Here is a 24,555-nt window from a genome sequence, read left to right on the forward strand (position 1 = left end):
ATTGACAATAGATTGCTGGCGTGATCGGAAAATTGGTCATACTATTAATACTGGATCGGGAGATAAGAGCAGACAATGGCACGCGGTGAACTCATGAAGAAACTCTTAGCCAGCTTTGGCCGAGAGGATGAATTTAGGGCCGTGGCCGAACAAATCATCGGTGAGGAGGAGAAAAAGAACAACAGAGTTCTCGCAGATTCCCTTCGTAAGTCCCTTGATGCGCCTCTTGCCGGTAGGAAGCCAAAGCGCCATTCGGCTTTAGCTCCTCTTCTGCCATTTCCTGACGCAGCGGGTGATTTTGTAGAGCGCATCGAACCAGAAAAATCCAAGTCAGACATCGTATTGAGCGCACCCAATGTTCGAGTTTTATTAGGCCTTCAAAAAGAATATCGTAAATCTGATGAGATACGTCGACACGGTTTACCCGTTAGATCCAAATTGCTGTTTTGCGGCCCTCCGGGTAACGGCAAGACACTGGCAGCGGAAGTCTTTGCTGCGGAACTGGGATTGGTGCTCTATATTGTAAAGCTTGATCGATTGATTTCGTCATATCTGGGAGAGACCGCTAGTAATCTTCGTAAGGTTTTTGATATGGCACGCACGCAACCCTGTGTAATTTTCTTTGATGAATTTGATGCACTTGCAAGATCGCGTTCAGACGAGGGTGAACACAATGAGCTCAGACGCGTAGTCAATAGCCTTTTGGTATTCATTGATAGACTGCAACCGAAAGGTTTTCTAATAGCGGCCACCAATCACGACAAAGCACTGGACCCAGCGGTATGGAGACGATTTGACGAGGTTATCTGGTTCGAAAAACCTGAACTGCCCATGGTCCGCCGTTATTTGATAATGAAATTCAAGAATGTGAAAACTGAATTCAACCCTGCAGACTGGTCTCGAAAATTGGAAGGATTTTCATATGCTGAGATCGAGCGTGTTTGCCTACAATCGATAAAGTCTATGGTGATTGAAAGTCGTTCAAAGGTACGCGAGCGTGATTTCAACCGCGCCTTAACAGATGAAGTAAGGCGCAGATCCAAAAACCAAGCCCTTCAGTCGTAACGGAAACATTTCAACATGGCGCGTTATGATCACTTGAAACTCGTGCGTCTTCCTGAGCGCTTGGAGCGCAGGAAAACTGGCGGTGGTGGACCACCCCCAGCTAGAGATAGAGCAACTCACCCGGGGAAAGTTCGAGAGCAACTTGATCAGGCTATTGAGGTTCAACGGCAACGCCGCAAACCGGAAATGGTTGACCCGTCATTGATCTTGCGCGTCTCAATGACCGGCGCGTCGATGGAAGAAGAATGGGCAAAGCTTGGACTCACAGTTGTATCAAGTGACATGGATAAATCTCTCATCTTGTTTTCCTCAAGAGAGGAAATGGACCAGTTAATTGCTCGAATTGATGCTTATTCAGGTGAAATCCCAAAGGGGCAGAAGAACCCTTCGTATCAAGGGTTCATCCATGCAATCGATTCCATCGGTGTGGTTCAACCGAAGGATCGTGTTGGCCCGCGATTTCAGGAAGATGGTTTTGCGGAGATTGCTGATTTCGTTGCTGACGAAATGTACTGGGTCGATATAGAGGTTTGGCAAATTGGAAGGCGCGAAGCACGGGAAAGGAAACTCAACCAGATTGAAGACTATATAATAGCCAAGAGTGGCGAAGTTACAGACCGGTACGTAGGCCCTTCCTTAACCGTTGCAAGAGCTCATATCTCGGGCGCGTTACTTGTATCGCTTTTGAAAATCGAAGAAATTGCCACAATTGATTTGCCGCCACAACCTGACTTCGAAACGGAAGAAGCACTTGAGATGGAACTGGGTGGTATGCCCGTTCCGAACTCATTGCCGGATGACGCGCCAATTATTGGTATTATCGATAGCGGTATAAATGATCATCCAATGTTGGCCGATATTTTAGTCGGATCAATTGCTGTCCCGGCAACACTAGGAACCGCAGACGATTTTGGGCACGGAACCAGGGTTGGATCAATTGCTGCCTTCGGGGATATAAGAGCGCAAATCAACGCTGGCACAATGAACCCTGGCGCACGATTGTGTTCTGCAAAGGTAGTCAATGGAAACGGTCAATTTGACAATCGTCGCCTTGTTCCAACGCAGATGCGCGATGCTATCACTGGCCTGAATGAACAATTTGATTGCCGAATATTTGTCATATCATTGGGGGACAGAAAACTTCCATACAAAGGGGGTAAAGTTGGAATATGGGCAGCAACTCTCGATGAGCTCGCGCGCGAACTTGATGTTGTTATCTTTGTATCTTCTGGCAATCGAAGGCCACGGAGCGGCAACCGTGTTGAGGAGGGAATCACCGATTATCCGCTTTATTTGATGGAAGACTCAAACCGTTTCTTTGAACCGGCAGGTGCCATGAATGTAATGACAGTTGGTTCCATTTCTCACGGCGAAGGTATCGATGGAAACTTAGCTGCATTTCCGAATGTCAGAGCTATTACACGCGAAGGAGAGCCTTCGCCATTTTCCCGAATTGGGCCAGGTATGGCAGGATCAATCAAACCAGATCTCGTGGAGGTCGGCGGAACAATGGTTTACGACGCCACGGTTATGCGGTTGAGGCAGGGTGATGATCTACCAAGTGCGGGTGTACTGGCACTTCATCACGCTTATCTAGGTTCAGGACCCATTAAAATTTGGGATTCCCATCGGCAGTGATTTGTGATTCCTTCCAATCGAGGAGGATCACAGATGAGCACTTTGTTTTGGCTTTCCGAAGAGCAACTTGAGCGGATGAAACCACATTTTCCACTTTCGCACGGCATCCCGCGTGTCGATGACCGTCGTGTACTGAGTGGCATCATCCACGTTATCAGAAACGGCCTTCGATGGTGCGATGCGCCAGTTGATTATGGGCCGCATAAGACGCTGTACAATCGGTTTGTGCGGTGGAGCGGACTGGGCGTTTTTGATCGTATATTCAGCAGTTTGGTGGCCGAGGAAGGTCCGCCAGATACATTGATCATTGATGCCACACACCTGAAGGCTCATCGCACTGCGGCAAGCCTTCAAAAAAAGGGGTTCTTCCCCGTCGCATCGGTCGCACCAAAGGCGGGTTAAATTCCAAGCTTCACGCTGTCACCGATGGCAAGGGACGGCCCATCATGATGGCCTTGAGCGAAGGGCAAATGTCGGATCATCTGGGTGCCAAGCTGCTGTACCCAGCCATGCCAAGCGCCCAAACGCTGATCGGGGACAAAGGATACGATAGCGACGAGTTCCGCGCAGCATTGAAAGCAAAAGGCATCAAGCCCTGCATTCCGCCAAGATCAGGCAGGAATAATCCGGCCACATATTCAAAGGCATTGTACAAACAGCGCAATCTGATCGAACGCATGTTTGGCAAACTCAAGGACTGGCGCCGTATCGCGACCCGCTACGACCGATGCGCCCATACCTACTTCTCAGCAATCTGCATCGCCGCAACAGTGATCTTCTGGATCAATCAATGAGTCCTGACCCTAGATAGGTTGGTGACCTCTGGATCCGGAACATCCTACTCGACACCGCTAGCTGCATATAGCGCTTCCCAAATATTAACACGGTTACCCCAAGCTTCTGCAAATTTGGTTAGAGCATTGATGGTGGGTTCGGCGAGTATTCCTGAGGCTGCCGCCATACGATTGTCTGGATTGACGGGAGACGCTGCGCAAAAAATTTGTGGCCACGGACTACCCAATCTTGAGCGCGCTGCATTTTCAGATGATGATCGAGTTGTACTATACGCTGAAGACAGTTTACAAATTGATCATTTCGCGATTTACAAGGTACCCATTCCAGCGCCATTTAAGACTGGTGAAGGACGCCGGACTATCAAGGTGACGATGGCATATGATCCGCCAGTTCGTCATACTCGCGCAGATTATTTGGATACAGGGATGAGTTTCCGTCTTATACGTGGCTGTCCCGACGATGTGATTAGAGATCATTTTCGTAGAAGAGCCCAAGTCGAAGGAAAGCGGCCCGAATTAGCAGGAAGATTTCAATGTAATTTGGAGCCAGGCCCGAATGCGCGTGAAAAGGGAACAGTCCAGACGGCAACGGTGACGTTTCATCGTGAAGTGGAACGTTATGGTGATGAGTATCACCTGGTGGTCCGCTGCGAGTCAGGCTGGTTCGGCGATGCGGGTAATCAAGCGTATTCTATTGTTGTCGAAATTGCGCAGGAAGCGGAAGTGCGCTTGTACGAACGACTACGTGCACGTGTTTCGGTATAAGAACCAATGAGTATTTCCTCATTGAGATGTTCCACACGCCGGTCCCTCAGGAAGTATACCCAAAACTATTGCTTTCACGGAGCTCAGATGAAAACGGACATTCGGTCATAGCGCCGTGAATGCCCGCTTCCCGCCCAACATTGCAATTGAAAGAGCATTTGTGAATGTTTCTGCTTACGACGAAACCGTAAACACATGAGAAACGGTTGAATTCTCCAGAAACCCAGAAAGCCGCAATTCTTTACATCTCAAAATACGCAATCAAAGCCGCGAACATTCAATTTCAATCGTTTGAAAAGTCAGTTCTTTGTCCACCAAAGCGTTGGAGCGATTCAAGGGCCCTTGCCGGTTTTGGAACTTCAATGCACGTTCCCAATAGGGCAGGCCGCCGTGGCCCTGATTTTCCAGTTCACGTCGGTGCGGTATGCCCTTTGCCTGCCGCTCGCCTTGCAATGACTCCGCCACAAATAATCGCCGCCAAACCAATCAGCGAGAGCGCTGTCAAAACGTCACCGAACAGCAGCGCAGCAAGCACGACGCCGAAACCTGTTCCCCAATAGCCGATCTGGCTGAAGACGACGGGACCGGCAACTTTCTGAAGCTGAAAATTCAGAACGTAGGAAATGGCCGATACGGCAATCATGAGGGCGATCCAGCCCCATAGAACCGGCAGGGAGAATTCCCAAGTGCGAGGGTCTTCGAACAGGGGCGCCATGCATAAGACCAGCACGCTGGATGTCAGAAGGGTGGCACCGGCAAATGCCAGTGCCGAAGTGCCTGCTGGCCAAAATTTTGACCTGATGACATTCCCGATGGCCGCAAATGCGGGGATCAGAAGGCCGAGTGCGACCCATAATGTTGCATCAGTATCTATCTGCGTGAATTGCTGTTGAACCAAAATCAACATGCCGGTCAGGCCGATTAATATCCCCAGGAACCGTCGCAGATACATCCGCTCGATGCCCAGACCCGCCGCGAAAGACATGGTGAGAATGGGCGAGAGCGCGTAGACGGTGGACGTATAGGCCGGGCCGACGCGGTCCACGACGGCGTATGACAGCACGGTTGGTGCCGCAAAGCTGATGATGCCCAGCCCAAGATAGAGCAATATGTGGGCGCGACTGGTCGGAATGCGCTCCCCCGACCTCAGAATAAGGCCAAAGACCAGTAGGCCGGCACCAAGATTCCCCACAAATGCCAATTGGAACGGCAGAGCCCCCGCAGAAAGGGCAGCTTTTGCGACCATGATTTTTGTCGCAAACACGAAACTGCTGCCGACCAGAAGCAACATTGGAGATCTGGCCATAAGCGTCAGACGGTTTTTCATTTTGGCATAATCCATTTGTCTTTACCGAAAGATAAATGGATTTGTCTTTATGTAAAGGTAAAACTATTCTGTCAGTCATGATTGATTCCAAAAAACCAGATCATGTCGACCGGTTGCGTGCCCAATGGGCGGAACAACGACCTGATATCGACACATCGCCAATGGCTGTGCTGGGGCGCATCAACCGCATTGCACATCTCACCGGCCCGGCCATTCTGGCCTCAATGCAAAAACATGGTCTGGATCGCGGCGAGTTCGATGTTCTGGCGACATTGCGCCGGTCCGGTCCCCCTTTTACCCTGTCTCCGACCAATCTTTACACAAGCCTGATGCTCTCCTCGGGTGGTCTCAGCAACAGGCTTAATCGGATGGAACAAAAGGGATTTATTCAGCGATCAGACAACAAAACTGATGGCCGAAGCCAGCTTGTCAGCTTGAGTGAAAAGGGATTGATTATGGTTGATGAGGCGTTTGAGGCTGACATGAGTTTGGAATTGGACATGCTGTCGGGTCTGGATGAGACTGAGTTCAAACAAGCCGAGGCCGCCCTGCGCATGCTGTGCCAATCCATAGAGGCGGCGCTTTCAAAGCGATAATGCGGGTCGCCTCCAAATGCTTTGGCCTATTTGAACGTCAAGCAATCTGCTATGCCTGCGGTTCAAACGCATTCATATGTCTTCGCAAGTATCGTCACCAGCCTATCCCGGAGTTGTTATGTGGTTTCGCCTTTTGAACGTTATCTGCATCGTGTTTTTGCTTTTGTCTCCAGCCAGAGCTGACATCAAAGACCAGATTGCTGCCCTTGCACCGTCCGGGCTGGTGCTGGTGCTGGATGAAAAAGGCGAGGCACTGGTGGCTCAAAATGCTGATCAGCCATTTGTCCCGGCCTCCGTTGCCAAGATCGCCACGGCATGGCTGGCGATGGAAGTGCTCGGCAGGGATCACCGGTTTCAGACGCAATTTTACCTCGACAAAAAACGGGTGCTTTACGTGCGCGGTGGGGGAGACCCCTTTTTGATTTCTGAGGAGCTGGCTCTGCTTGCACCAAAACTTCTTGAAGCGACCAATACGGACCCGTTCAGTGGCATTGTCCTGGACACCAGCTACTACCCCGATGATCTGCGCATTCCCGGTATTGAAGACACTGACGAAGCGTATGATGCCTTGAATTCGGCGCTCGCGGTGAATTTCAATACCATCTATGCGGTCCGTAGGGGCAAGACCGTCCATTCGGCGGAAAAGCAGACGCCGATCACGCCTTTGGCCATCAGCCAGTTTCGCGCAAGGGGGCCAAATGGCAAGGGGCGCATCAGCCTGGCGCAACAGGACCGGCATGTCAGCGCGCTTTATGCAGGAGAGCTTCTCGCGGCGTTTATCCGCAAGGCAGGCGGAGAGGTTGAGGGAGACATATCGATTGGCGCGCTGCCTTCAAGGCAAAAGCCCATCTATGTGCACCGGCAATCGCGCGCGCTGCCGGAAATTCTGGCTGCCATGCTGCTTGGTTCGAATAATTATATCACCAATCAGGTTTTCCTGGAGATTGGCGCTTACCGTCTGGGTGGTCCGGTCAGTCTGAAGAAATCGTTGAAGGTCACTCAGGACATTCTTGCCAAACACAAATTAGCCGACGCAATTTATCTGGTCGAGGGATCCGGCATCAGCCGCGAAAACCAATTCACGGCGGCAGGTCTTGCAAAAATGCTGCATCTGTTTGCGCCACATGCAAATCTGCTTCGAAAGACAAAGGCAGGCTCGCGATACAAGACTGGCACGCTCTCCGATGTAAGTACTTTGGCAGGCTACGCCAAAACATCGGAACATGGTCTGGTGCGGTTTGTCATTTCACTGGGCGGTGGCAAGGGCAAGTTGAGATTTCGGCTGTTGCGCGCCATCGAACGCGGGTTGTGAGCCATTAGGCTCAAGAGATCAATTAAAGTCGGCAAACCCGCCAAGCGCTATGTATTGCCATTAAAAAAGGGCGCAGCCAAAGCTACGCCCCTTCATTGTCAAAACTGAAAAATCAGTTCTTTTCCTTGTCGACCAATGCGTTGGATTTGATCCAAGGCATCATGCCGCGCAGTTTTTCGCCGACTTCTTCGATCTGGTGGGAATCGTTCAAGCGGCGTGTGCCTTTGAAGCGGGCCTGACCGGCTTTACATTCCTGCATCCACTCGGATGTGAATTTGCCGCTCTGAATGTCTGTCAGAATGCGCTTCATTTCAGCTTTGGTTTCGGATGTCACGATACGTGGGCCGGACATGTATTCGCCCCACTCAGCTGTGTTGGAGATTGAGTAATTCATGTTGGCAATGCCGCCTTCATAAATCAGATCAACAATCAGCTTCACTTCGTGCAAGCACTCAAAGTATGCCATTTCCGGTGCATAACCGGCTTCAACCAGTGTTTCAAAACCGGCGCGGATCAGCTCGACCAGACCGCCACACAGAACCGCCTGTTCACCGAACAGATCAGTCTCGCACTCTTCCTTGAAAGTGGTTTCGATAACGCCGGAACGGCCGCCGCCAACCCCGGATGCATAGGACAGCGCCAGATCATGGGCATTGCCGGACGCATCCTGATCAATCGCGATCAGGCAAGGCACGCCGCCGCCTTTCAGATACTCGCCGCGCACTGTGTGGCCGGGGCCTTTTGGTGCGATCATGACAACGTCAATTTTGTCTGTCGGCTCGATCAGATTGAAGTGAACATTCAGACCATGTGCAAATGCGATGGCAGCGCCATCACGGATATTGCCCGCAATATGGTCGCGATAGATATCGGCCTGCAATTCATCAGGCGTGGCCATCATCATCAGATCAGCCCAGGCCGCAGCTTCCGCCACAGACATGACTTTAAGGCCATCAGCTTCGACCTTTTTGGCTGTCGCTGAATCCGGGCGCAGAGCCACGGCCAGGTTTTTAGCTCCGGAATCCTTCAGGTTCAGCGCGTGTGCACGGCCCTGTGATCCGTAACCGATAATGGCAACTTTCTTTTCCTTGATCAGATTAACATCTGCATCTCTGTCATAATAAACGCGCATGATTTTTTCCTCGTGTTTGCGGTTATCTTTGTTGACGGCGCTTACGCCCCGTATAGGTGGAAGAACTGTTGGACGGCCCGGTCCGCCTCGGTGGAAATTTCATTTTCTGTAAAACTCATTGTGTCCCCGAGCAGAACCCGAATGTGAACATCGCGCACCACAAGGCCGTAAAAGCTGCGAAAGGCATCTTCGCTGTCGCTCCGGCGCAGGAGCCCGGCTTTCATGCCAGCCTCCAAAGCCGGTTTCAGGCGCGGGCCGGTGGAAAAGCGTCCGTTCTGCAGCACAATTGATCCCATATTGATGCTGTCAGCGCCCTGATGCGCCTGAGCAATGGCAAGCCGGTTCAGCGCAATCGAGATTTCGCTGGTCAAAATGGTCAGCAGATCGGTGGCAAAACCCAGCAAAATCGAGGTCAGCTTGGCTTCGCTCATGCCCTCGGCGTCAAACGGCTCAACCTTCACCTTGGACGCCTGATAGCGCACCGTGGCAACCAGCAACCCATCCCGGTCACCGAACCACTTATACAGCGTTTCCTTGGAACAGCTGGCCCGCCGGGCAACGCCGATCATGGTGATGTTGGCCGCATTTTCAATCAGCAGGGACAGGGTGGCATCCAGCACCTGCCGCTGGCGCTCGGTCCAGTCATCAGGGGCGGTTTCAATCCGCTGTAAGGTTGCCAAATTGTTCAAACGTCAGGATCCAAATCCGGGAGGCTTCTATTGCGCCAAACCTTTTGGCAACTTCTAAAAATAGACTGTACCGTACCGTACGGTACGCAATTTCTATAGTTTTCCCGTTGCAGATGCAAGTAGGGAATCAAAAAACTTGGATGATGGAATGCAGGCTGATGTCTGGCGCTCGACGTCATCGCATCTATCGTGAAAAAAATCTTGTATTTTGAAAGCTGTCAGAGCCAGTTTGGATAGCGCAATTGTCAGGCTGATATGTGGATTCCCGGAATAAATCCGAGAATGACTGCGTGTGTTGTGGGCGCGTAATTTGGGTAAAAGGTGTCGGCGTATAGTCAGTCCTGTTGAAGACGCTCTCCGCGTCGTCCTTGGATTTATTCCGAGGACCCACGGAACCAGCCGGCATGGTCAGACAATCGATAAGACCAAACTTGCCTTGCGCTAATCCTCAACAGCCAACTCGTCATAGGGAACCATGACGTGGTCAGCGTATGCCGCACGGTCTGTCAGCGCATTGTAGTAAGCCGTCAGGACGGGGCGGTCGCGACGCTCAATATCAATGGTGAAATAGCGGAAGAGGCAATGTCCGAACTGGATGTCCGCAAGGGTCAGTTCTGGTCCGGAGAGATAGGGTGTTTTCGCCAACTGCGCTTCGGCAATGTCCAGCTTCTTATCAAGCGTGGCGAGAGCGTTTCTGATCGCCACCGGGTCACGCAGGGCAGGGGCTGTGCGCACAACCCGCCAGAAAATCGGTCCGGTGAAACTTTGTGTGAAATTGACTTTTGACCATTCCGCCCATTGATCCACAAAAGCACGGGCAGCCGGGTCTGCAGGCCAGAAAGTCTCCGGCGCATACATATTGGCCAGGTAACGCAGAATAGCGCCACTTTCCCACAGCGGCGGGTTTGTGCCGTCAACAAGCGTCGGCACCGTGCCGTTGGGGTTCATGGCCAGATAGTCTGGCGTATTCACCACACCATATTTGAACCCGGCATCAATGCGCTCAAAAGGCAATCCAAACTCGGCAATGCACCACATCACGGCCTGCACGTTTGACGATGTTTTTCGACCCCAGATTTTCAGCATGATATATCAGATCCTCACAGCCTATCGATACAGATCAGCCCGGCTTGGCGGCACGCTTGATGGGCCTTTGGCATTGTGTCCCGCAAGTGTCTGGTAGATGCGGGCAGAGCCACGCGTGAAAGCGAGAGAACAGCCTGCCAGATAGGCCACCCAGATGCGATAGGTCTGTTCGCCCACTATCTCGATGGCTTCTTCACGCCGGGCTGTCAGGCGCTCACACCAAAATCTTGTTGTGAGCGCGTAATGCTCGCGCCAGCCTTCCACATCATGCACTTCAAACCCGGCGTGTTCCAGTTCCTGCAAGGTGTTGCCAATGTCATCCAATTCGCCACCGGGAAAGATGTACCGCACCAATGCGCGCTGTTCAGGGCGGTTGGCAAAGCGTGTTGCCTTGCGTTTGGCGCGTCTCGTAATGCCATGGTTGAGGAACAATCCGTCAGGTTTCAGCAATGAGCGTATCTTGGACATATACTCCGGCAGTGCTGCAACGCCGACATGTTCATACATGCCGATGGAAGAAATTTTATCGTATTTGTCTGTGACGTGCCGGTAGTCAATCAGGTCAATGGATACCTTGTCCTGCAAGCCGTCATCGGCAATGCGTTTGACCGCATAATCATATTGGTCCTGAGACAGGGTCACGCCGTGTGCATGGACACCATAATGCCTGGCTGCATGGCAGATCAGTGCGCCCCATCCGCAGCCAATATCCAGCATGGTTTCCCCGGGCTTCAGCCGCAGCTTTCGGCAAATCATATCCAGCTTGTCGAACTGCGCCTTTTCCAAATCATGCGACCAGTCCGAAAAATAGGCACAGGTGTAGACCATCGCCTCATCCAGAAACAGCTTATAGAATTCATTGCTGACATCGTAGTGAAAGCCGATATTGTCGCGCTCATTGCGTGTCTTGCGGTTGCTGCCCGTCTCATCGCCTTCAAAGCTGCGGGAAGCGGAAACATTTGCTCCCGGCATGGTGACAAACGGCAGCAGGGTTTTGAGCAATTTTCGTTTCGAGATGGCCTTCAGTCGCTTTCGGCTGCTTTTGCCGCCCAGAACCTCGCCGATATCAATGAGTGTGCCACCCTCAAAATCGATCTTGCCATGGGCATAAAGCCGGATGATCCGGTCCAGTGTCGGACGCCGCAGCAGCGATGGCACCGCGCCTGGATCCGCTATGACAAGTGCCAGTTGCGGAGTGGAGCCATTGGTGGATTGCGTGCCAAGAGAAAACGAAGACCCGTCCCACAATTTCAGGCAAAGAGGCGCGTCCAGATGAGGGGCAATGTAAGAGGCAACCTCTTCCAGAGCCTGGCGCAGTTTTGAAGTTTGTTTGGAATTCATTTGGGAATAGAGCCCCGGCCCGTATGGCGACATTTGTGTCGGATAATCATAGGGTCAAATAATCAGGCGCGCAAATGGCGGAATAAAGGTCGCATCCCATGCAGGACATGTATTCTAGCTGGCTTGGGCAGTTAGTTCCAAAGGTACCGCGTCAGCTTTCGGCAAAATAATTTTGTCATTCGCAGGCTTGACGATCGTCAGTTCTTTGACTTGCTCCAAAAGCTGCTCTGCCGGAACCGGGCGTGAGAAATAGAAGCCCTGAGCTTCATGTATACCCATAGCCATCGTAACCGCTGCCTGCTCGGCAGTTTCAATGCCTTCGGCCACAACATTCATATTGTATTCTTTGGCCAACTGACAAAGCATCTCCACCATGAGACGGGATTTTTCGTTTTCCACAATTCCGTCAATGAAGAATTTATCGAGCTTTAGAATACCCGCTTCAAGAGTTTGAATGGAGGACAGGCCATTATGGCCGGTTCCTACATCATCAATCGCAATGCGAATTCCTTTTTCCGCATAGCGCTGTACGGTCTTGCGGGCCAATTCCAGATCGGCCATCTCCTGACGCTCGGTTATTTCCAGCACCACACAATTCATCGGGAAGTTTCCGACGATCAGAACTTCCTGCAAATCAACAAAAAAACGTGGGCTGAGAAATTGATCAGTCGTGACATTGAAAGTGAACTTCAAATTGGGATTTTCGTGCAGCAGCGGCACAATTTCTGCGCCAGCCTGGCGCAACAAGGCAAACGTCAGTCGGTCAACCCGATTCAAATTTTCAATAAGCGGAATGAATTTCAGCGGCGTTACCATCTCGCCTGATTTCCGCTGCCACCGCGCCAGCATTTCAAAACCGACTATTTTGCCCGAATTCAGGGCAACAATCGGCTGATAATGGGGAATGAATTCGCGGTTCTTGAGGGCTGCATCAATCTCTCCGACCGCACCGGTGGGCCGGAAAACAGCGCGTCCGACCAAAAAACCGATAATGATGCTGAACAAAACAATCAAAAGCTCAACTTCTAGCGATGTGAAATTACGCCAGTTCCAGAGAAAATCCGGAGAAACCGAAGTATAGGCCGTTATGGGATAGCGCTGGGATTCCGCGTTAACCAGAAAATCCGGCTCCCAATCTGCAACCAAATCCGGTTCGGCAGCGATTTGCTGGTAAGCTGCAACTGTCCGGCCATTGTTGAGAACAACTTTCATGGAAACCTGTTCGCGCAGCGCCGCAGGTATAATATCGTCCAGAAGGCCACCGGTGCTCAGAACAGCAACAACATCAAACTCGTCACCCGCCCAGCGGATTTTGAAGCGGGAATCTTTGGGAGCGCCGGTTGCCGCAAATTGCAATGTTGGATTGGTGGCAGACTCCCAATCAGCTGTTTCTGCAAGGTCTTGTGAAACAGTATCAGCGTTAAAGCCTGCACATGTCTGTTGTCCGTCCGAGAGCCTGATATCTTTAATGCTCGCGACCGAAAAAATCAGCTTCCGATATTCTTCGATTGTGCTGGGGGAACATTGCGTCAATCCATTGATGTGAATTTCAGCAATGGTTGTTACGGCTCTGTCCGCTGCCAGTTCCATGCGCACAATGCTGCGGTCCGTCAGATCGCGCAATTGAGCCTTGTTCCAGCTGCTCATTATGTTCCCAAGGATGAGATGCACGGATACGACGAGAAGCACAGACACTGCGACTGTGAGCAATATTTGGCTGAGTAGGCGGTTCAACATATTGCTGTGGACCTTAAGCGTTCAGATTTCAGCATTGTAAAAAAGATATATGCACCATACACATAGTCGAGAAACCAGAATCTTAATCTCAACATTTATGCAATAAAACCATTAGGTTTACGTAAACGTTGCCATATAAGTTGGAGGCAACTGCAAAAAGGGTCTTGATCCCGGCCCGCAATTAGGGTGCGGACCCTTTATGGGTGGTGAAATAGTCGGGATCGGTTTGTTTGCAGACCAGGAGCAAAGAAGCAGGAAGTCTGAAGACTTTCAAGTCTTTGCGACGCGGGCTGCGGGCAAAAAGGCCCGATCCCCGATGGACAGAAAAATGGCTGCGACCTGCGGCGTCAAAGCGCTTGACCGGGCAGAAAGCCCGCTCTGCGCGCATTTCCTTGCATCTCTTTGCCATTTGTTCTGCTATTTCGTCACCCATAAAGGGTCCGCACCCTAGTCCCTTGCAAGCCTCAGGGCTGCGGCGCCCGCAACCGGTCCAACAACCAGACTGATCAGCGACAGCGCGCACAGAACCAGAAAAGGCGTGGAAAAGGGGGTGGAGATGGTTGCGCTTGCACTGTTCAGCGCATTGGCGGCCGAGACACCAAAAATCAGCACCGGGATGGTGAGTGGCAGCACCAGAATGGATAGCAACATACCACCACGCTGCAGGGCAACCATCAGCGTTGACCCCACGATGCCGATAAAGACCAGCGCCGGGGTTCCAACAAGCAGGGTCAATGTGACGCCCGCAATAGCGGTCCCATCCAGATTGAGGAAAAGAGAAAAGACAGGCGCTCCGATGATCAGGGGCACGCCGGTTGCAATCCAGTGGCCAAGGCCTTTGGCCAAAACTGCCAATTCCAGCGGCAGGGGGCTGAGATAGAGAATATCCAGCGAGCCGTCTTCAAGATCCGCCTGAAACAATCTATCGAGGCCAAGCAGCGTTGCCAGCAATGCACCAATCCACAGAATTGCGGGGCCGATGCGCGCCAGCAGCTTCAAGTCCGGCCCAACCGCAAATGGCATGATGATGACAACCGCCAGAAAAAACAGCAGTCCAAGCAGCGCGCCGCCGCCAACGCGCCAGGCCAGTTTGAGGGATTGACCCAGGATTGCATTAAAACCGCTCACAGCCAGACCTCTTCCGCCAAGCTTGTATCCGCCATTGCCGGCTCCAGGTTCAGGACAGTTTCACTGCCGCCGGGCAGCGGCAGATGGGTGGCCGCAATAATTATTCCACCGGCGTCAAGGTGAGCCCCCATCATTACGCCAAGGCGCTCTTGAGAAGCGGTATCCAGCGCCGAAGTCGGCTCGTCCAGAAGCCACACTGGTCGCCTGTTCAAAAGCAAGCGCGCTAAAGCCACACGCTTGCGCATGCCCGCTGAAAGATAGGCGACGGGCAGCGAAATTGTATGCGCAAGTGCGACTTGTTGCAGAGCCTCCTCTATGGATAACATAGAGGAGCCAGTGCCATAGAGCTGTTTGAAGAAACTCAAATTTTCTTCCACACTCAAAGCACTCTTCAACCCATCGAGATGTCCGAAATAGTGACAGTGTTCGCCGCGCGGCGTGTCATCATCGATCTCCTGTCCCGCCAGATTTATGGTTCCGCTTTCAACAGGCAGCAATCCGGCAAGGGCGCGCAAAAGGGTTGATTTCCCGGCGCCATTGGGCCCGCGCACGGCAATGGACTGACCTTTTGACAGGTCAAAGTTGACAGGCCCAACAACGCGGCGTTCCCCGCGCACGAGAACGACATCTATGACGTTTAAACGCATTGCAACGGTCCACGAAATTTCTGGTTCCGGCATCCATTGCATCTCATTATTCTGAACACGTTCACTGTTTAACTCGCCCTAACGGGTTTCCTGGCACATGCGCCATACCAAAGGTGATAGCCGGGTCTCTGGTCACAGCGCAATATATCTATTATAAGCCAATCGACTCTCGTTATAGAATATGGCGCAGCAGCATGTCCCACTCTCCGGGTCATGCAGTGATCACCATTGATTTTCCGCCACCGGACAGGGCTGGTCGGAACCAATTTAAAGGAGCCGCCCATGGCTAAATCTCTAGACAGCTTCAAATCGCGAAAACAGCTTACCGTCAAAGGCAAGACTTACACCTATTTCAGCCTGACGGAAGCCGAGAAAAACGGTTTGGCCGGAATTTCTCGCCTGCCAATTTCATTGAAAGTTCTGCTGGAAAATCTGCTGCGATTTGAAGATGGCCGCACAGTGACTGCAGATGACATCAAAGCCATGGCCGAATGGCTGGTTGATCACAAATCCACGCGCGAAATCGCCTATCGCCCGGCCCGTGTGCTGATGCAGGATTTCACCGGCGTTCCTGCTGTTGTCGATCTGGCCGCCATGCGCGATGCAACAGCGATGCTCGGCGGAGATCCTGCCAAGATCAACCCGCAGGTCCCGGTTGATCTGGTCATCGATCACTCAGTGATGGTCGACAATTTCGGCAATGTAAAAGCGTTCCAGCAAAATGTTGATCGCGAATATGAGCGCAATGGTGAACGTTACACCTTCCTGAAATGGGGACAGGAAGCCTTCGAAAACTTCCGTGTTGTGCCACCAGGCACCGGTATCTGCCACCAGGTCAATCTGGAGTATCTGGCACAGACCGTCTGGACCAGGGAAGAAGGCGGCGAAACCATTGCCTACCCTGATACGCTGGTCGGTACTGACAGTCACACAACAATGGTCAACGGCATGGCCGTTCTTGGCTGGGGTGTTGGTGGCATTGAGGCTGAAGCCGCGATGCTGGGTCAGCCGGTTTCCATGCTGATACCGGAAGTGATCGGCTTCAAGCTGACCGGCAAGCTGCTTGAAGGCGTCACTGCTACTGATTTGGTTTTGCGGGTCGTTGAAATGCTGCGCGCTAAAGGCGTGGTCGGCAAGTTTGTTGAATTCTATGGTCCGGGTCTTTCCAACATCTCGCTGGAAGATGCGTCCACCATCGCAAATATGGCGCCTGAATATGGTGCCACTTGTGGCTTCTTCCCGGTTGATGATGATACTTTGCGTTATCTGGAAATCTCCGGCCGTGAAGAAGACCGTATTGCACTTGTGGAAGCCTATTCCAAAGACCAGGGCATGTTCCGCAGTGATGACACGCCGGACCCGGAATTCACCAGTTCGCTTGAACTGAACATGGATGATGTTGTTCCTGCGATCGCCGGACCAAAACGACCTCAGGATCGTGTTGAATTGTCCAATGCAGCGCCCGCTTTTGCGGATGCCATGCAGGGTGAGTTCAAAAAGTTTGCCCGTACTGATCGTGTTGCTGTCGAAGGCCGTGAACATGATCTTGGCAATGGTGACGTGGTTATTGCAGCCATTACGTCGTGCACCAACACATCCAACCCAAGCGTGATGATTGGTGCCGGCCTGCTGGCACGCAACGCACACGCCAAAGGCCTGAAGGTCAAGCCATGGGTCAAAACGTCCTTGGCACCTGGCTCTCAGGTCGTGACGGAATACCTGAAAGCCGCCAATCTTCAGGATGATCTGAATGCCATGGGCTTCAACCTCGTTGGTTACGGTTGCACAACCTGCATCGGTAACTCCGGCCCGCTGCCGGAAGAAATCTCTGAAGCGATCAACGAAAACGATCTGGTCGCGACATCTGTCCTGTCCGGCAATCGCAACTTTGAAGGTCGCGTCAATCCGGATGTGCGTGCCAACTATCTGGCATCACCGCCACTGGTCGTGGCCTATGCCATTGCCGGTTCGATGACGATTGACATCACCACGGAATCTCTCGGCGATGATCAGGACGGAAATCCTGTTTATCTGAAAGACATCTGGCCATCTTCCCAGGAAATCGCGGATCTGGTCCGCACGTCAATCACGCGTGCCATGTTCCGCGAACGCTATGGCGATGTGTTCAAGGGCGATGAGCAATGGCAGAACATCAAGATCTCCGGCGGCATGACCTATGGCTGGTCCGATGGCTCAACCTATGTCCAGAACCCGCCTTACTTCGACGGTATGGAGATGGAACCTGCTGATGTGTCCGACATCAAGAATGCCCATGTGCTGGGCCTGTTCCTGGACAGCATCACCACTGATCACATTTCACCGGCTGGTTCCATCAAACGCGATGGTCCGGCTGGCGATTATCTCATCGAGCATCAGGTGCGTCCGACCGACTTCAACTCCTACGGCGCACGCCGCGGCAACCATCAGATCATGATGCGCGGCACCTTTGCCAATATCCGCATCAAGAACCAGATGCTGGATGGTGTTGAAGGTGGCATGACCCGCATGGAGCCGGCTGGCGAAGCTATGCCCATCTATGATGCGGCTATGGCCTACAAGGAAGCTGGCACGCCGCTGGTTGTCTTCGCGGGCAAGGAATACGGCACGGGCTCATCCCGTGACTGGGCCGCCAAGGGCACACGCCTTTTGGGTGTGCGGGCCGTGATTGCTGAAAGCTTTGAGCGTATTCACCGCTCAAACTTGGTTGGCATGGGCGTTCTGCCATTGGTCTTTACCGGTGGTGACAGCTGGCAGTCTCTGGGCATCACAGGCTCCGAGCAGGTCAGCATCAGCGGCCTTGACGATCTGAAACCTCGCCAGAACCTCAATGCCGAGATCACATTCTCCGATGGCACGGAAAAGACGGTGGAATTGTTGGTTCGGATCGATACGGAAGACGAGTTGGAATACTACCGCAATGGCGGCATTCTGCACTATGTTCTGCGTAATCTGGTCAAAGCTGCCGCTTAGACAGCACCTTAATCAGGACTATAAAAACGGCCCCGTTCGGGGCCGTTTTTGTATCCGGCGTCGACCCAGTATTGATCAATGCTGCGATCCTCCAAACACGGCAGGAAACGCGTTGAGGACATTTTGCACAACGCTCCGTAACGATTGTGATGCATGAGTCTTGACTGTGGAATTTCAGAAATTGCTGGAGCTGATCCAGGCGACGGAAAGCACACTCAAAACACCCGCTCATTCTCGCACGCCATCGCTTGAACCAGGCCTGATCATCGCCATATCTGGAGGACAAACCCAACAGGAGAGTGCCTAATGCAGATGAAGTCCCTTCTCGACCAGTTCCTTGGATCCAATAGCGATGAGAATGCGCAAGGGGGAGGCTCCAATAAGGGGGCGCTCGCGAAAGGGGCTCTGGCCGGTGGTTTGCTGACACTATTGATGAGCGGCGGTTCCCCAAAAAAGATGATTAAACGCGCGGTCAAGGTTGGCGGTGCGGCCGCTATCGGCGGGCTTGCCTACAAGGCCTATTCCGACTGGCAAGCTGGTAAAGACCCGCAGGCGGTCACCAGGACTGATGCGGCGCCAGAGCTCCCGTCGCCTGAAGGCACGGCCTTCATGCCGACAGATCCTGTTGCTGCCGAGGATTTGTCGCTGCGCCTCGTGCGCGCCATGGTTGCTGCGGCCAAGGCCGACGGCCACGTGACCAGCGCCGAACGCCGGCGTATTCAATCGCAACTGCCGCAGCTTGGCCTTGGCACTGAAGCTGAAGCGTTGATCGCGGAAGAACTTGATGGTCCATTGGATGTGGGCCGTGTGGCCGATATGGCCAATGGTCCCGAGGACGCTGCCGAGATTTACGCCGCCTCGCTTCTTGTGGTCGACCACGAAGCTCCGGCCGAACGCGGCTACCTTGCCATGCTCGCTGCCCGCCTCAAGCTTGACCCGCGCCTCGTTGAGCATTTGCACACCAACGTCCACGCATTGGTTGAACTCTAAAGCACTCTTTCTCACCACCCATTATACAAAACGCTGTCCACAAAGCTTGGTATTTTAGCTTTGTGGACCCCAAGACAGGCAAGACTTGGCAGGGCATTGCCCGCTGTGATCCTGTCTGTATCATCAGTCGACTTTTGCAATGATCAACTGATCAAGAGTGCAGTCATCCAGCACTGCAAGAAATGCATTGGCTGCGTTGTGTACAACGCCCCGCAACAGGCATTGGGGCATGAAGGTGCAGGTTGATGTCTCTGCTTTCATGCACTCGACAATAGCAAAGTCGGCTTCGATCAGTCGAACCACGTCTCCAACCGAGATTTGATCTGGCGTGCGCCCCAGCAGGATGCCACCATTTCTGCCGCGCTGCGTTTCAACAAAGCCTGCCTGCGCCAATTTGGCAGTAATCTTCATGATATGAGACTTCACCAGGCTCAGACGCGTGGCGACCGCATCAATTGTCATGGGATCATCTTCCGATGCCAGAAGCATGAGAATGCGAAGAGCGAAATCGCTTGCCTGATTGAGACGCATGGTCTGATTTCCAAATGATGCATTTAATATGTTGCTTTTACCGCATGGTCTGCTAAAAATATAGATACATATTAAATGAATGTATTATCATGACATCCAATCAAATGAACATTAGAATTATTCCCGCACCGCCAGCACGCACGCTCGCACATGACACCATCACAGCTGAGCAAGTGTCTCATTTGGTAGACAGCTTTTATGAGCGCGTGCGATCCGATGAACAGCTGGCGCCCTTGTTTCTGCAGCATATGAGCCTAGACTGGCCGGAGCATCTGGGTCGAATGAAAGCATTCTGGCGCTCGGTTCTTCTGAAAACCGGAGAATATAAGGGTAAGCCAGTCCCTGCACACACCAAGATGCAGAATGTCGGGACTGAAGATTTTGCGCATTGGCTGGATCTGTTTGGAATGACGGTGAAGGAGGTGTTTGTGCCCGCTGCACAACCCATTGTCATTCAAGCCGCAGAAAGGATTGCCACAAGTCTGTGGCTGGCCATGAAAGCCGATCCGTTTGCAAAACCACCAATTTGGCCAAAGGTCGGAAGAGGCGATTCAAAATGATTATTCTCAAAAGGTTGTTGGCCGTATTTTTGTGGCCCGGAAACGCAATCAGCCGGGCACTTTCAATCGATATATCAGCGGATGGTGGTCAGGTAAGGTCCCTGGTGAATGGCCTTTTCTGGGGCACGCTTTTGCTCATCCTGACGCTTATCTTTCACGGCTAGCCCGCGCCTTGCTGAGACAGCTTACGATAGTTTTTCGGGGATAAAACAACGAATTCACAGTTGAAACCCGCATCAGCTGAGAAGGGATGCAACTAATTGGGGTCATTTGACGTATCTGAAACAGTGCAGCATTCTATTTCAGTTGATGATCCTCTTTATGACCGCTCTCAAAATCGTACTTCTGGCTCTCGCAGCCCTTACCCTTGTTCTGGCAGCCTACACCTATGCCACAAGCCGCTGGCTGGAGCGTGTATACCCGCCTTCGGGCGCGTTCATTGAGGTGGGTGATGAGCAACTGCATTACCTGGCAAAAGGGGAAGGGCAGAGCATCGTCCTGCTGCATGGCGCGAGTGCGTCGTTGCGTGACTTTGAAGCCAGCCTGTTTGACGGCCTGGCACAAGACCATCAGGTTATTGCATTCGACCGACCGGGTTACGGATACAGCACCCGGACATCTGAGAATTGGCCCAATCCGGAAGTTCAGGCAGACCTGATCCATCAGGCACTTGAAAAACTGAATGTTGAGAACCCGGTGATCATCGGCCACTCACTGGCTGGCTCCGTGGTGATGGCCTATCTCCTCAAATATCCTGACCAGGTGTCTGGCGGTGTTCTATTGGCGGGTGCAACGCATTCCTGGACTGATGGTGTCAGTGCCAATGTGCAATTGGCGGGAATCCCTGTTCTGGGTAAATTGTTTGCATCCACAGTGGTCATGCCAATTGGCCAATTGGTGTTTGATGGAGCGGTCAAAAACGTCTTTGAACCGGAGCAGCCGACGCAAGATTATCGCGAGCGCACTGGTGCCATACTGGCCTTGCGGCCCAATGCGTTCCAGGCCAGCGCCGAAGATGTGCGCAATTTGAGCGACTTTCTGGAACAGCAGTCCAAACGCTATGGCGAAATCAACAAGCCACTACTCATGATTACGGCGGAAAAAGACACGATTGTGCCCGCATGGAACCATGCTGACAGGGTGGAGAAACAAGTGCCGCAATCTGTCCAGATATCGCTTCCCGGTGCCGGCCATGCTCTCCATCATAGCCAAAGGGAGGAAGTGGAAAGCCTGATCCGAAACTTCATCTCAGACCTTCCATCAGATTAAGCCAGTATTTTGTGAAACCGGCCCGTTGCAATTGGCTTGTTACAAGCGACAGGCGTTCAGCTCAATGTTTGTGCGCGCATTTGAACCAAAAGTGCCGGATGCGGACTTGCTGTCCAGAGAAAAAGCCACTTTTGCGCCGACAATTTCAGAGCCGGACACAGTAATCTCCCGACCACCCATCGTGTCGTCCACATCAATGGTAAAGGAGATGCTTTGGCCCGCATCAAGCTGATTTATGTCCAGAGTAATCTGATTGTCGCCATCCTTCACGGTGGGAACACTGTGCAAAGCATTTGCGCCGGAGACGATTTCCAAGGGTTGAAACACCTCAACGCCTGCACCGCTTCCGGTCACATCAAATATCAGACCTGACTTCGAGCCAGACAGATCCAGCGTCACTTTTGCATTTGCGATTGTGCAAGAGCCCTTGTTCGCGAACGTGAACCGATCTTTCGGCGCGCCCTCATCAAATTCTACGGCCATATCGGCAAAGGCCAGCGATGTTGCGCAGGCGCAAACTCCGGCAGCAATCGTCAGGGTTTTCATCAAGGAATTCATCGTCTGGTATCCAGTTGTTGCGTCCAAAGAAATGCCGCTGATCCGATAGGTTTGGGATCAGCGGCAGGAACAAATCAGTTCGTGGCAAAGCACATGAACAGACCAGCACCGCCGGTCGAGACCAACGCTTCGGCTGAGCAGCCTCTGGAGTTATGAGCAGAATTCCAGGACGTGTTGCCACCACCATGGCGATCATGATGACCGACAGTTGCGCTGCCTTCGCCAGAGCTCGTCCAGTTACCGCAGGTCCGGTCTTCTGTGACGTTTGGGAAATATGCAGTTCCATCCATCATCGTGCCTGTCAGCAGATCATGCTGGTTTGGACTGTCACCTCTGCCGTTGACAAGGTTGCCGGCTTCATCCAGCGCTGTGGTCTTGATGATGTTCGGGCTTAGATGCAGCACATCCAGGTCGTCCGCGATCAAAACACCCTTTGCGTTGTGCCATGGGCCACTGCCGATGCGATCACGCGCTGAAACGCCACGCTTTCCATCTTCTTGGGTACTGAGATAAGCCTTCCATGTCTTGCCGGTCACGCCAGCCGCTTCTGCAAGCTGGGTGCAGTGCGCATCCGCACCGTCAAGGCCGCCAAGGTCTCCACCATTGCCGGGCCCGGCACTGGTAACGAAAAAGCTCATTGAGGTGTCCTGCGCATGTACCGCCGGAGCGCTAAAGGCGATCAATGGCAGGGCAGCGAGTGCAAGTTTTGCTAGTTTCATCGGAAATTCTCCACATTGGTTGGACCGTCCATGCGCACTTTGTGCGACGTGATCGAAACTAGCCTGATTTTCTGCCGCCTCAAGTCGCCATGAGCGCCGTTTCGCCAGTGGCATCGATGGGAGTGAGGATTGTTCCGGATAATCCCTTTGATTCAACGGTTTTGAAGGCCATAATGCATTCAAGAAGCATGAATGGATTGCATGAATGAAGCATATCGAAGAGCGCTATATGGCTTTGATTGCCCTGTTTGCCGCGTGCCTCATTGCAGCTCACAGTGCTGGCGGTGGCCCTGCAGCATTTCTTGGCACCTATTTCTACTGGCTTGTCCGCATTGGAGCGGAGAGCCTGCTGTTCTTCGGGGTCCGGTCCAATATCGAGAGCTACGCACCAAAATCCCTTTCGCTGACAATGATTACCATACTCGCAATCCTGATAAGCCATCTGCCCTTTGTTCTGTCAGTCACGGCCATGGATATTGTTCTGGGATATCCTGAATTGGGTATCAACGGGTCAGGAACTGGCGAAACATCACGGATAGCAGAGCTGGCACTGGAGATGATTTATCTCTTTGACAACCATTTGGCGCTTTGTTTGCTCCTGAGCGTGCCACGACTTGTTCAGCGCTCTTTATCCCGGCAGTCATTGCCTCATGAGGGGGGTAACAATGGCGCCTTCCTGTCTGCAATTGATCCTGCGCTGAACGGGGAAATCTTGTGGGTTGAGGCGCAGGAGCATTATGTGCGCATCACAACCGAACACGAAAACCGCATGGTGCTGGCGCGGTTTTCGGATATTGTCCGGGAGCTGTCACAGATGGACGGAATGCAGGTTCATCGATCCCACTGGGTGGCAAATTCAGCCATTGTCAAAGAACAGAAGAATGGACAAAACCTGACCCTGCTCCTGAGTACAGGCGATAATGTGCCGGTGAGCCGGTCATTCAAAAGCAAATTAGCGGCAATCAGAAACGACGAGGCGCAGGGCTGAAACTGAAAGATTGGCAGGTCTGGGCACGCGATTTGCTCCGACCCACGGTTGCCATGCTACCGGACAGTTTAAAACACTATTGGGCCACGCCCCCGCAAAGGTGCGGCCCATTGACTTACATCGCTTCTGGGCCACGGCTGAGCGCCGCAATGCCGGTCCGTGAGACCTCGACCAGACCCAGGGGACTCATGATCTGGATGAACTGTTCAATCTTTGAACTACGACCGGTAATCTCAAACACGAAATGGTTGATATTGGCGTCGATAACCTGCGCACGGAAGGCATCGGCAAGACGCAGGGCTTCAACACGCTGGTCACCTTTTCCGGCCACTTTGACCAGAGCCAGTTCTCGCTCCAGCGGTTTATCGTAGCCAAGTTCATCCGCCAGCCGGGTCAGGTCAACCACACGATGGACCGGGACAAGTCGTTCCAGCTGTGAGCGAATCTGACGCAGGACCTGCGGTGTGCTGGTTGTCACAATGGTGATGCGCGACAGATGCTTCTCATGCTCGGTCTCAGAGACCGTCAGACTGTCAATATTATAGCCACGGCCGGAAAACAGGCCGATAACCCGCGCCAGAACACCCGGCTCATTGTCCACCAGAACTGACAGAGTGTGTGTCTCGAGCGTATCGAGAAATTCGGGAATGAAATAGGCTGATCCCGGTTGGTCTTTAAGATTTGTATCGCTCATAAGTGTCTCAATTCATCTC

Annotated in this window: 25 protein-coding genes; 12 read left to right on the forward strand and 13 right to left on the reverse strand. The window is 52.5% G+C overall.

Annotated elements, in window-relative coordinates; translation table 11 throughout:
- Positions 1 to 75 precede the first annotated feature (75 nt).
- From RAL91_RS09910 to RAL91_RS09925, 4 genes are all read left to right on the forward strand, one after another.
- A complete protein-coding gene (locus RAL91_RS09910) occupies positions 76 to 1,065 on the forward strand; it encodes an AAA family ATPase (protein ID WP_306261818.1) in 990 nt (329 codons plus the stop codon).
- Between the two features lie 15 nt (positions 1,066 to 1,080).
- The gene (locus tag RAL91_RS09915; protein ID WP_306261819.1) at positions 1,081 to 2,703 is read left to right on the forward strand and encodes a S8 family peptidase; all 1,623 of its coding nucleotides are present in this window, start codon (positions 1,081 to 1,083) and stop codon (positions 2,701 to 2,703) included.
- A 33-nt stretch (positions 2,704 to 2,736) separates the two neighbouring features.
- A protein-coding gene (locus tag RAL91_RS09920) for an IS5 family transposase (protein WP_306258212.1) occupies positions 2,737 to 3,497 on the forward strand; the annotation gives its coding sequence in 2 pieces (ribosomal slippage) (positions 2,737 to 3,052 and positions 3,052 to 3,497; 762 coding nt in all).
- A gap of 21 nt (positions 3,498 to 3,518) precedes the next feature.
- Positions 3,519 to 4,262, forward strand: coding sequence for a S8 family serine peptidase (locus RAL91_RS09925; protein ID WP_371932501.1), 744 nt, complete (start codon positions 3,519 to 3,521; stop codon positions 4,260 to 4,262).
- Positions 4,263 to 4,671: 409 nt separating this feature from the next.
- Here RAL91_RS09925 and RAL91_RS09930 read toward each other — a convergent pair whose 3' ends face one another.
- The gene (locus tag RAL91_RS09930) at positions 4,672 to 5,589 is read right to left on the reverse strand and encodes a DMT family transporter (protein WP_306261823.1); all 918 of its coding nucleotides are present in this window, start codon (positions 5,587 to 5,589) and stop codon (positions 4,672 to 4,674) included.
- A gap of 35 nt (positions 5,590 to 5,624) precedes the next feature.
- Here RAL91_RS09930 and RAL91_RS09935 point away from each other — a divergent pair, with 35 nt between their 5' ends.
- Positions 5,625 to 6,185 carry a MarR family winged helix-turn-helix transcriptional regulator gene (locus RAL91_RS09935; protein WP_306261825.1) on the forward strand — a complete coding sequence of 187 codons (561 nt, stop codon included), beginning with the start codon at positions 5,625 to 5,627 and terminating at the stop codon, positions 6,183 to 6,185.
- A gap of 118 nt (positions 6,186 to 6,303) precedes the next feature.
- The gene (locus tag RAL91_RS09940; protein WP_306261827.1) at positions 6,304 to 7,497 is read left to right on the forward strand and encodes a D-alanyl-D-alanine carboxypeptidase/D-alanyl-D-alanine-endopeptidase; all 1,194 of its coding nucleotides are present in this window, start codon (positions 6,304 to 6,306) and stop codon (positions 7,495 to 7,497) included.
- A 112-nt stretch (positions 7,498 to 7,609) separates the two neighbouring features.
- On the opposite strand, the gene ilvC is transcribed toward RAL91_RS09940, so the two are convergent.
- From ilvC to ccmA, 8 genes are all read right to left on the reverse strand, one after another.
- Positions 7,610 to 8,629 carry a ketol-acid reductoisomerase gene (ilvC, locus tag RAL91_RS09945; protein ID WP_306261829.1) on the reverse strand — a complete coding sequence of 340 codons (1,020 nt, stop codon included), beginning with the start codon at positions 8,627 to 8,629 and terminating at the stop codon, positions 7,610 to 7,612.
- A 41-nt stretch (positions 8,630 to 8,670) separates the two neighbouring features.
- Positions 8,671 to 9,318, reverse strand: coding sequence for a TetR/AcrR family transcriptional regulator C-terminal domain-containing protein (locus RAL91_RS09950; protein ID WP_306261831.1), 648 nt, complete (start codon positions 9,316 to 9,318; stop codon positions 8,671 to 8,673).
- Positions 9,319 to 9,759: 441 nt separating this feature from the next.
- Positions 9,760 to 10,404 (reverse strand): glutathione S-transferase family protein, encoded by a 645-nt coding sequence (locus RAL91_RS09955; RefSeq protein ID WP_306261833.1) that lies wholly within the window; start codon positions 10,402 to 10,404, stop codon positions 9,760 to 9,762.
- Positions 10,405 to 10,425: 21 nt separating this feature from the next.
- The gene (locus tag RAL91_RS09960; RefSeq protein ID WP_306261835.1) at positions 10,426 to 11,745 is read right to left on the reverse strand and encodes a class I SAM-dependent methyltransferase; all 1,320 of its coding nucleotides are present in this window, start codon (positions 11,743 to 11,745) and stop codon (positions 10,426 to 10,428) included.
- Between the two features lie 114 nt (positions 11,746 to 11,859).
- The gene (locus tag RAL91_RS09965) at positions 11,860 to 13,392 is read right to left on the reverse strand and encodes a cyclic diguanylate phosphodiesterase (RefSeq protein WP_306261836.1); all 1,533 of its coding nucleotides are present in this window, start codon (positions 13,390 to 13,392) and stop codon (positions 11,860 to 11,862) included.
- A 271-nt stretch (positions 13,393 to 13,663) separates the two neighbouring features.
- Complete coding sequence (locus RAL91_RS09970; protein ID WP_306261838.1) at positions 13,664 to 13,891, reverse strand: hypothetical protein; 228 nt, start codon at positions 13,889 to 13,891, stop codon at positions 13,664 to 13,666.
- A 38-nt stretch (positions 13,892 to 13,929) separates the two neighbouring features.
- Positions 13,930 to 14,610, reverse strand: a complete 681-nt coding sequence (ccmB, locus tag RAL91_RS09975) for a heme exporter protein CcmB (RefSeq protein WP_306261840.1) — start codon at positions 14,608 to 14,610, stop codon at positions 13,930 to 13,932.
- A complete protein-coding gene (ccmA, locus tag RAL91_RS09980; protein WP_306261842.1) occupies positions 14,607 to 15,257 on the reverse strand; it encodes a heme ABC exporter ATP-binding protein CcmA in 651 nt (216 codons plus the stop codon). Before ccmA ends, ccmB begins: the two co-directional genes overlap by 4 nt.
- A 282-nt stretch (positions 15,258 to 15,539) precedes the next feature.
- Between ccmA and acnA the strand changes: the two genes are divergently transcribed.
- Positions 15,540 to 18,227 carry an aconitate hydratase AcnA gene (gene acnA / locus RAL91_RS09985; RefSeq protein ID WP_306261844.1) on the forward strand — a complete coding sequence of 896 codons (2,688 nt, stop codon included), beginning with the start codon at positions 15,540 to 15,542 and terminating at the stop codon, positions 18,225 to 18,227.
- Positions 18,228 to 18,533: 306 nt separating this feature from the next.
- Positions 18,534 to 19,217 (forward strand): tellurite resistance TerB family protein, encoded by a 684-nt coding sequence (locus RAL91_RS09990; protein ID WP_306261846.1) that lies wholly within the window; start codon positions 18,534 to 18,536, stop codon positions 19,215 to 19,217.
- Positions 19,218 to 19,340: 123 nt separating this feature from the next.
- Here the strand turns inward: RAL91_RS09990 and RAL91_RS09995 are convergent, their stop codons facing one another.
- On the reverse strand, positions 19,341 to 19,748 hold the full coding sequence (locus tag RAL91_RS09995) for an Rrf2 family transcriptional regulator (protein WP_306261848.1): 408 nt from the start codon (positions 19,746 to 19,748) through the stop codon (positions 19,341 to 19,343).
- A 104-nt stretch (positions 19,749 to 19,852) separates the two neighbouring features.
- On the opposite strand from RAL91_RS09995, the gene RAL91_RS10000 reads away from it, so the two are divergent.
- The 3 genes from RAL91_RS10000 (at position 19,853) to RAL91_RS10010 (ending at position 21,577) form a co-directional block, all read left to right on the forward strand.
- Complete coding sequence (locus RAL91_RS10000) at positions 19,853 to 20,308, forward strand: group III truncated hemoglobin (protein ID WP_306261850.1); 456 nt, start codon at positions 19,853 to 19,855, stop codon at positions 20,306 to 20,308.
- The gene (locus RAL91_RS10005) at positions 20,305 to 20,472 is read left to right on the forward strand and encodes a hypothetical protein (RefSeq protein ID WP_306261851.1); all 168 of its coding nucleotides are present in this window, start codon (positions 20,305 to 20,307) and stop codon (positions 20,470 to 20,472) included. Before RAL91_RS10000 ends, RAL91_RS10005 begins: the two co-directional genes overlap by 4 nt.
- 157 nt (positions 20,473 to 20,629) lie before the next feature.
- Positions 20,630 to 21,577, forward strand: a complete 948-nt coding sequence (locus tag RAL91_RS10010) for an alpha/beta fold hydrolase (protein ID WP_306261852.1) — start codon at positions 20,630 to 20,632, stop codon at positions 21,575 to 21,577.
- A gap of 39 nt (positions 21,578 to 21,616) precedes the next feature.
- On the opposite strand, the gene RAL91_RS10015 is transcribed toward RAL91_RS10010, so the two are convergent.
- Positions 21,617 to 22,135 (reverse strand): aggregation factor core, encoded by a 519-nt coding sequence (locus RAL91_RS10015; protein ID WP_306261854.1) that lies wholly within the window; start codon positions 22,133 to 22,135, stop codon positions 21,617 to 21,619.
- A gap of 74 nt (positions 22,136 to 22,209) precedes the next feature.
- Positions 22,210 to 22,854, reverse strand: a complete 645-nt coding sequence (locus RAL91_RS10020; protein ID WP_306261856.1) for a hypothetical protein — start codon at positions 22,852 to 22,854, stop codon at positions 22,210 to 22,212.
- A gap of 205 nt (positions 22,855 to 23,059) precedes the next feature.
- Here RAL91_RS10020 and RAL91_RS10025 point away from each other — a divergent pair, with 205 nt between their 5' ends.
- Positions 23,060 to 23,842 carry a LytTR family DNA-binding domain-containing protein gene (locus RAL91_RS10025; RefSeq protein ID WP_306261857.1) on the forward strand — a complete coding sequence of 261 codons (783 nt, stop codon included), beginning with the start codon at positions 23,060 to 23,062 and terminating at the stop codon, positions 23,840 to 23,842.
- Between the two features lie 115 nt (positions 23,843 to 23,957).
- Here the strand turns inward: RAL91_RS10025 and ilvN are convergent, their stop codons facing one another.
- Positions 23,958 to 24,536, reverse strand: coding sequence for an acetolactate synthase small subunit (ilvN, locus tag RAL91_RS10030; protein ID WP_306261860.1), 579 nt, complete (start codon positions 24,534 to 24,536; stop codon positions 23,958 to 23,960).
- Positions 24,537 to 24,555 lie beyond the last annotated feature (19 nt).

The organism is Pararhizobium sp. IMCC21322, assembly GCF_030758295.1.
Taxonomy (GTDB): Bacteria; Pseudomonadota; Alphaproteobacteria; order Rhizobiales.

Coding starts and splice junctions, on each gene's coding strand:
- RAL91_RS10010 (WP_306261852.1), top strand. CDS start 20,630: ATGACCGCTCTCAAAATCGTACTTCTGGCTCTCGCAGCCCTTACCCTT.
- RAL91_RS10020 (WP_306261856.1), bottom strand. CDS start 22,854: ATGAAACTAGCAAAACTTGCACTCGCTGCCCTGCCATTGATCGCCTTT.
- ccmA (WP_306261842.1), bottom strand. CDS start 15,257: ATGCGTTTAAACGTCATAGATGTCGTTCTCGTGCGCGGGGAACGCCGC.
- RAL91_RS09965 (WP_306261836.1), bottom strand. CDS start 13,392: ATGAGCAGCTGGAACAAGGCTCAATTGCGCGATCTGACGGACCGCAGC.
- RAL91_RS09970 (WP_306261838.1), bottom strand. CDS start 13,891: ATGGCAAAGAGATGCAAGGAAATGCGCGCAGAGCGGGCTTTCTGCCCG.
- RAL91_RS09915 (WP_306261819.1), top strand. CDS start 1,081: ATGGCGCGTTATGATCACTTGAAACTCGTGCGTCTTCCTGAGCGCTTG.
- RAL91_RS09940 (WP_306261827.1), top strand. CDS start 6,304: ATGTGGTTTCGCCTTTTGAACGTTATCTGCATCGTGTTTTTGCTTTTG.
- RAL91_RS09960 (WP_306261835.1), bottom strand. CDS start 11,745: ATGAATTCCAAACAAACTTCAAAACTGCGCCAGGCTCTGGAAGAGGTT.
- RAL91_RS10025 (WP_306261857.1), top strand. CDS start 23,060: ATGAAGCATATCGAAGAGCGCTATATGGCTTTGATTGCCCTGTTTGCC.
- RAL91_RS09995 (WP_306261848.1), bottom strand. CDS start 19,748: ATGCGTCTCAATCAGGCAAGCGATTTCGCTCTTCGCATTCTCATGCTT.
- RAL91_RS09930 (WP_306261823.1), bottom strand. CDS start 5,589: ATGAAAAACCGTCTGACGCTTATGGCCAGATCTCCAATGTTGCTTCTG.
- ilvC (WP_306261829.1), bottom strand. CDS start 8,629: ATGCGCGTTTATTATGACAGAGATGCAGATGTTAATCTGATCAAGGAA.
- RAL91_RS09935 (WP_306261825.1), top strand. CDS start 5,625: ATGGATTTGTCTTTATGTAAAGGTAAAACTATTCTGTCAGTCATGATT.
- acnA (WP_306261844.1), top strand. CDS start 15,540: ATGGCTAAATCTCTAGACAGCTTCAAATCGCGAAAACAGCTTACCGTC.
- RAL91_RS10000 (WP_306261850.1), top strand. CDS start 19,853: ATGAACATTAGAATTATTCCCGCACCGCCAGCACGCACGCTCGCACAT.
- RAL91_RS09955 (WP_306261833.1), bottom strand. CDS start 10,404: ATGCTGAAAATCTGGGGTCGAAAAACATCGTCAAACGTGCAGGCCGTG.
- ilvN (WP_306261860.1), bottom strand. CDS start 24,536: ATGAGCGATACAAATCTTAAAGACCAACCGGGATCAGCCTATTTCATT.
- RAL91_RS10015 (WP_306261854.1), bottom strand. CDS start 22,135: ATGAATTCCTTGATGAAAACCCTGACGATTGCTGCCGGAGTTTGCGCC.
- RAL91_RS10005 (WP_306261851.1), top strand. CDS start 20,305: ATGATTATTCTCAAAAGGTTGTTGGCCGTATTTTTGTGGCCCGGAAAC.
- RAL91_RS09910 (WP_306261818.1), top strand. CDS start 76: ATGGCACGCGGTGAACTCATGAAGAAACTCTTAGCCAGCTTTGGCCGA.
- RAL91_RS09990 (WP_306261846.1), top strand. CDS start 18,534: ATGCAGATGAAGTCCCTTCTCGACCAGTTCCTTGGATCCAATAGCGAT.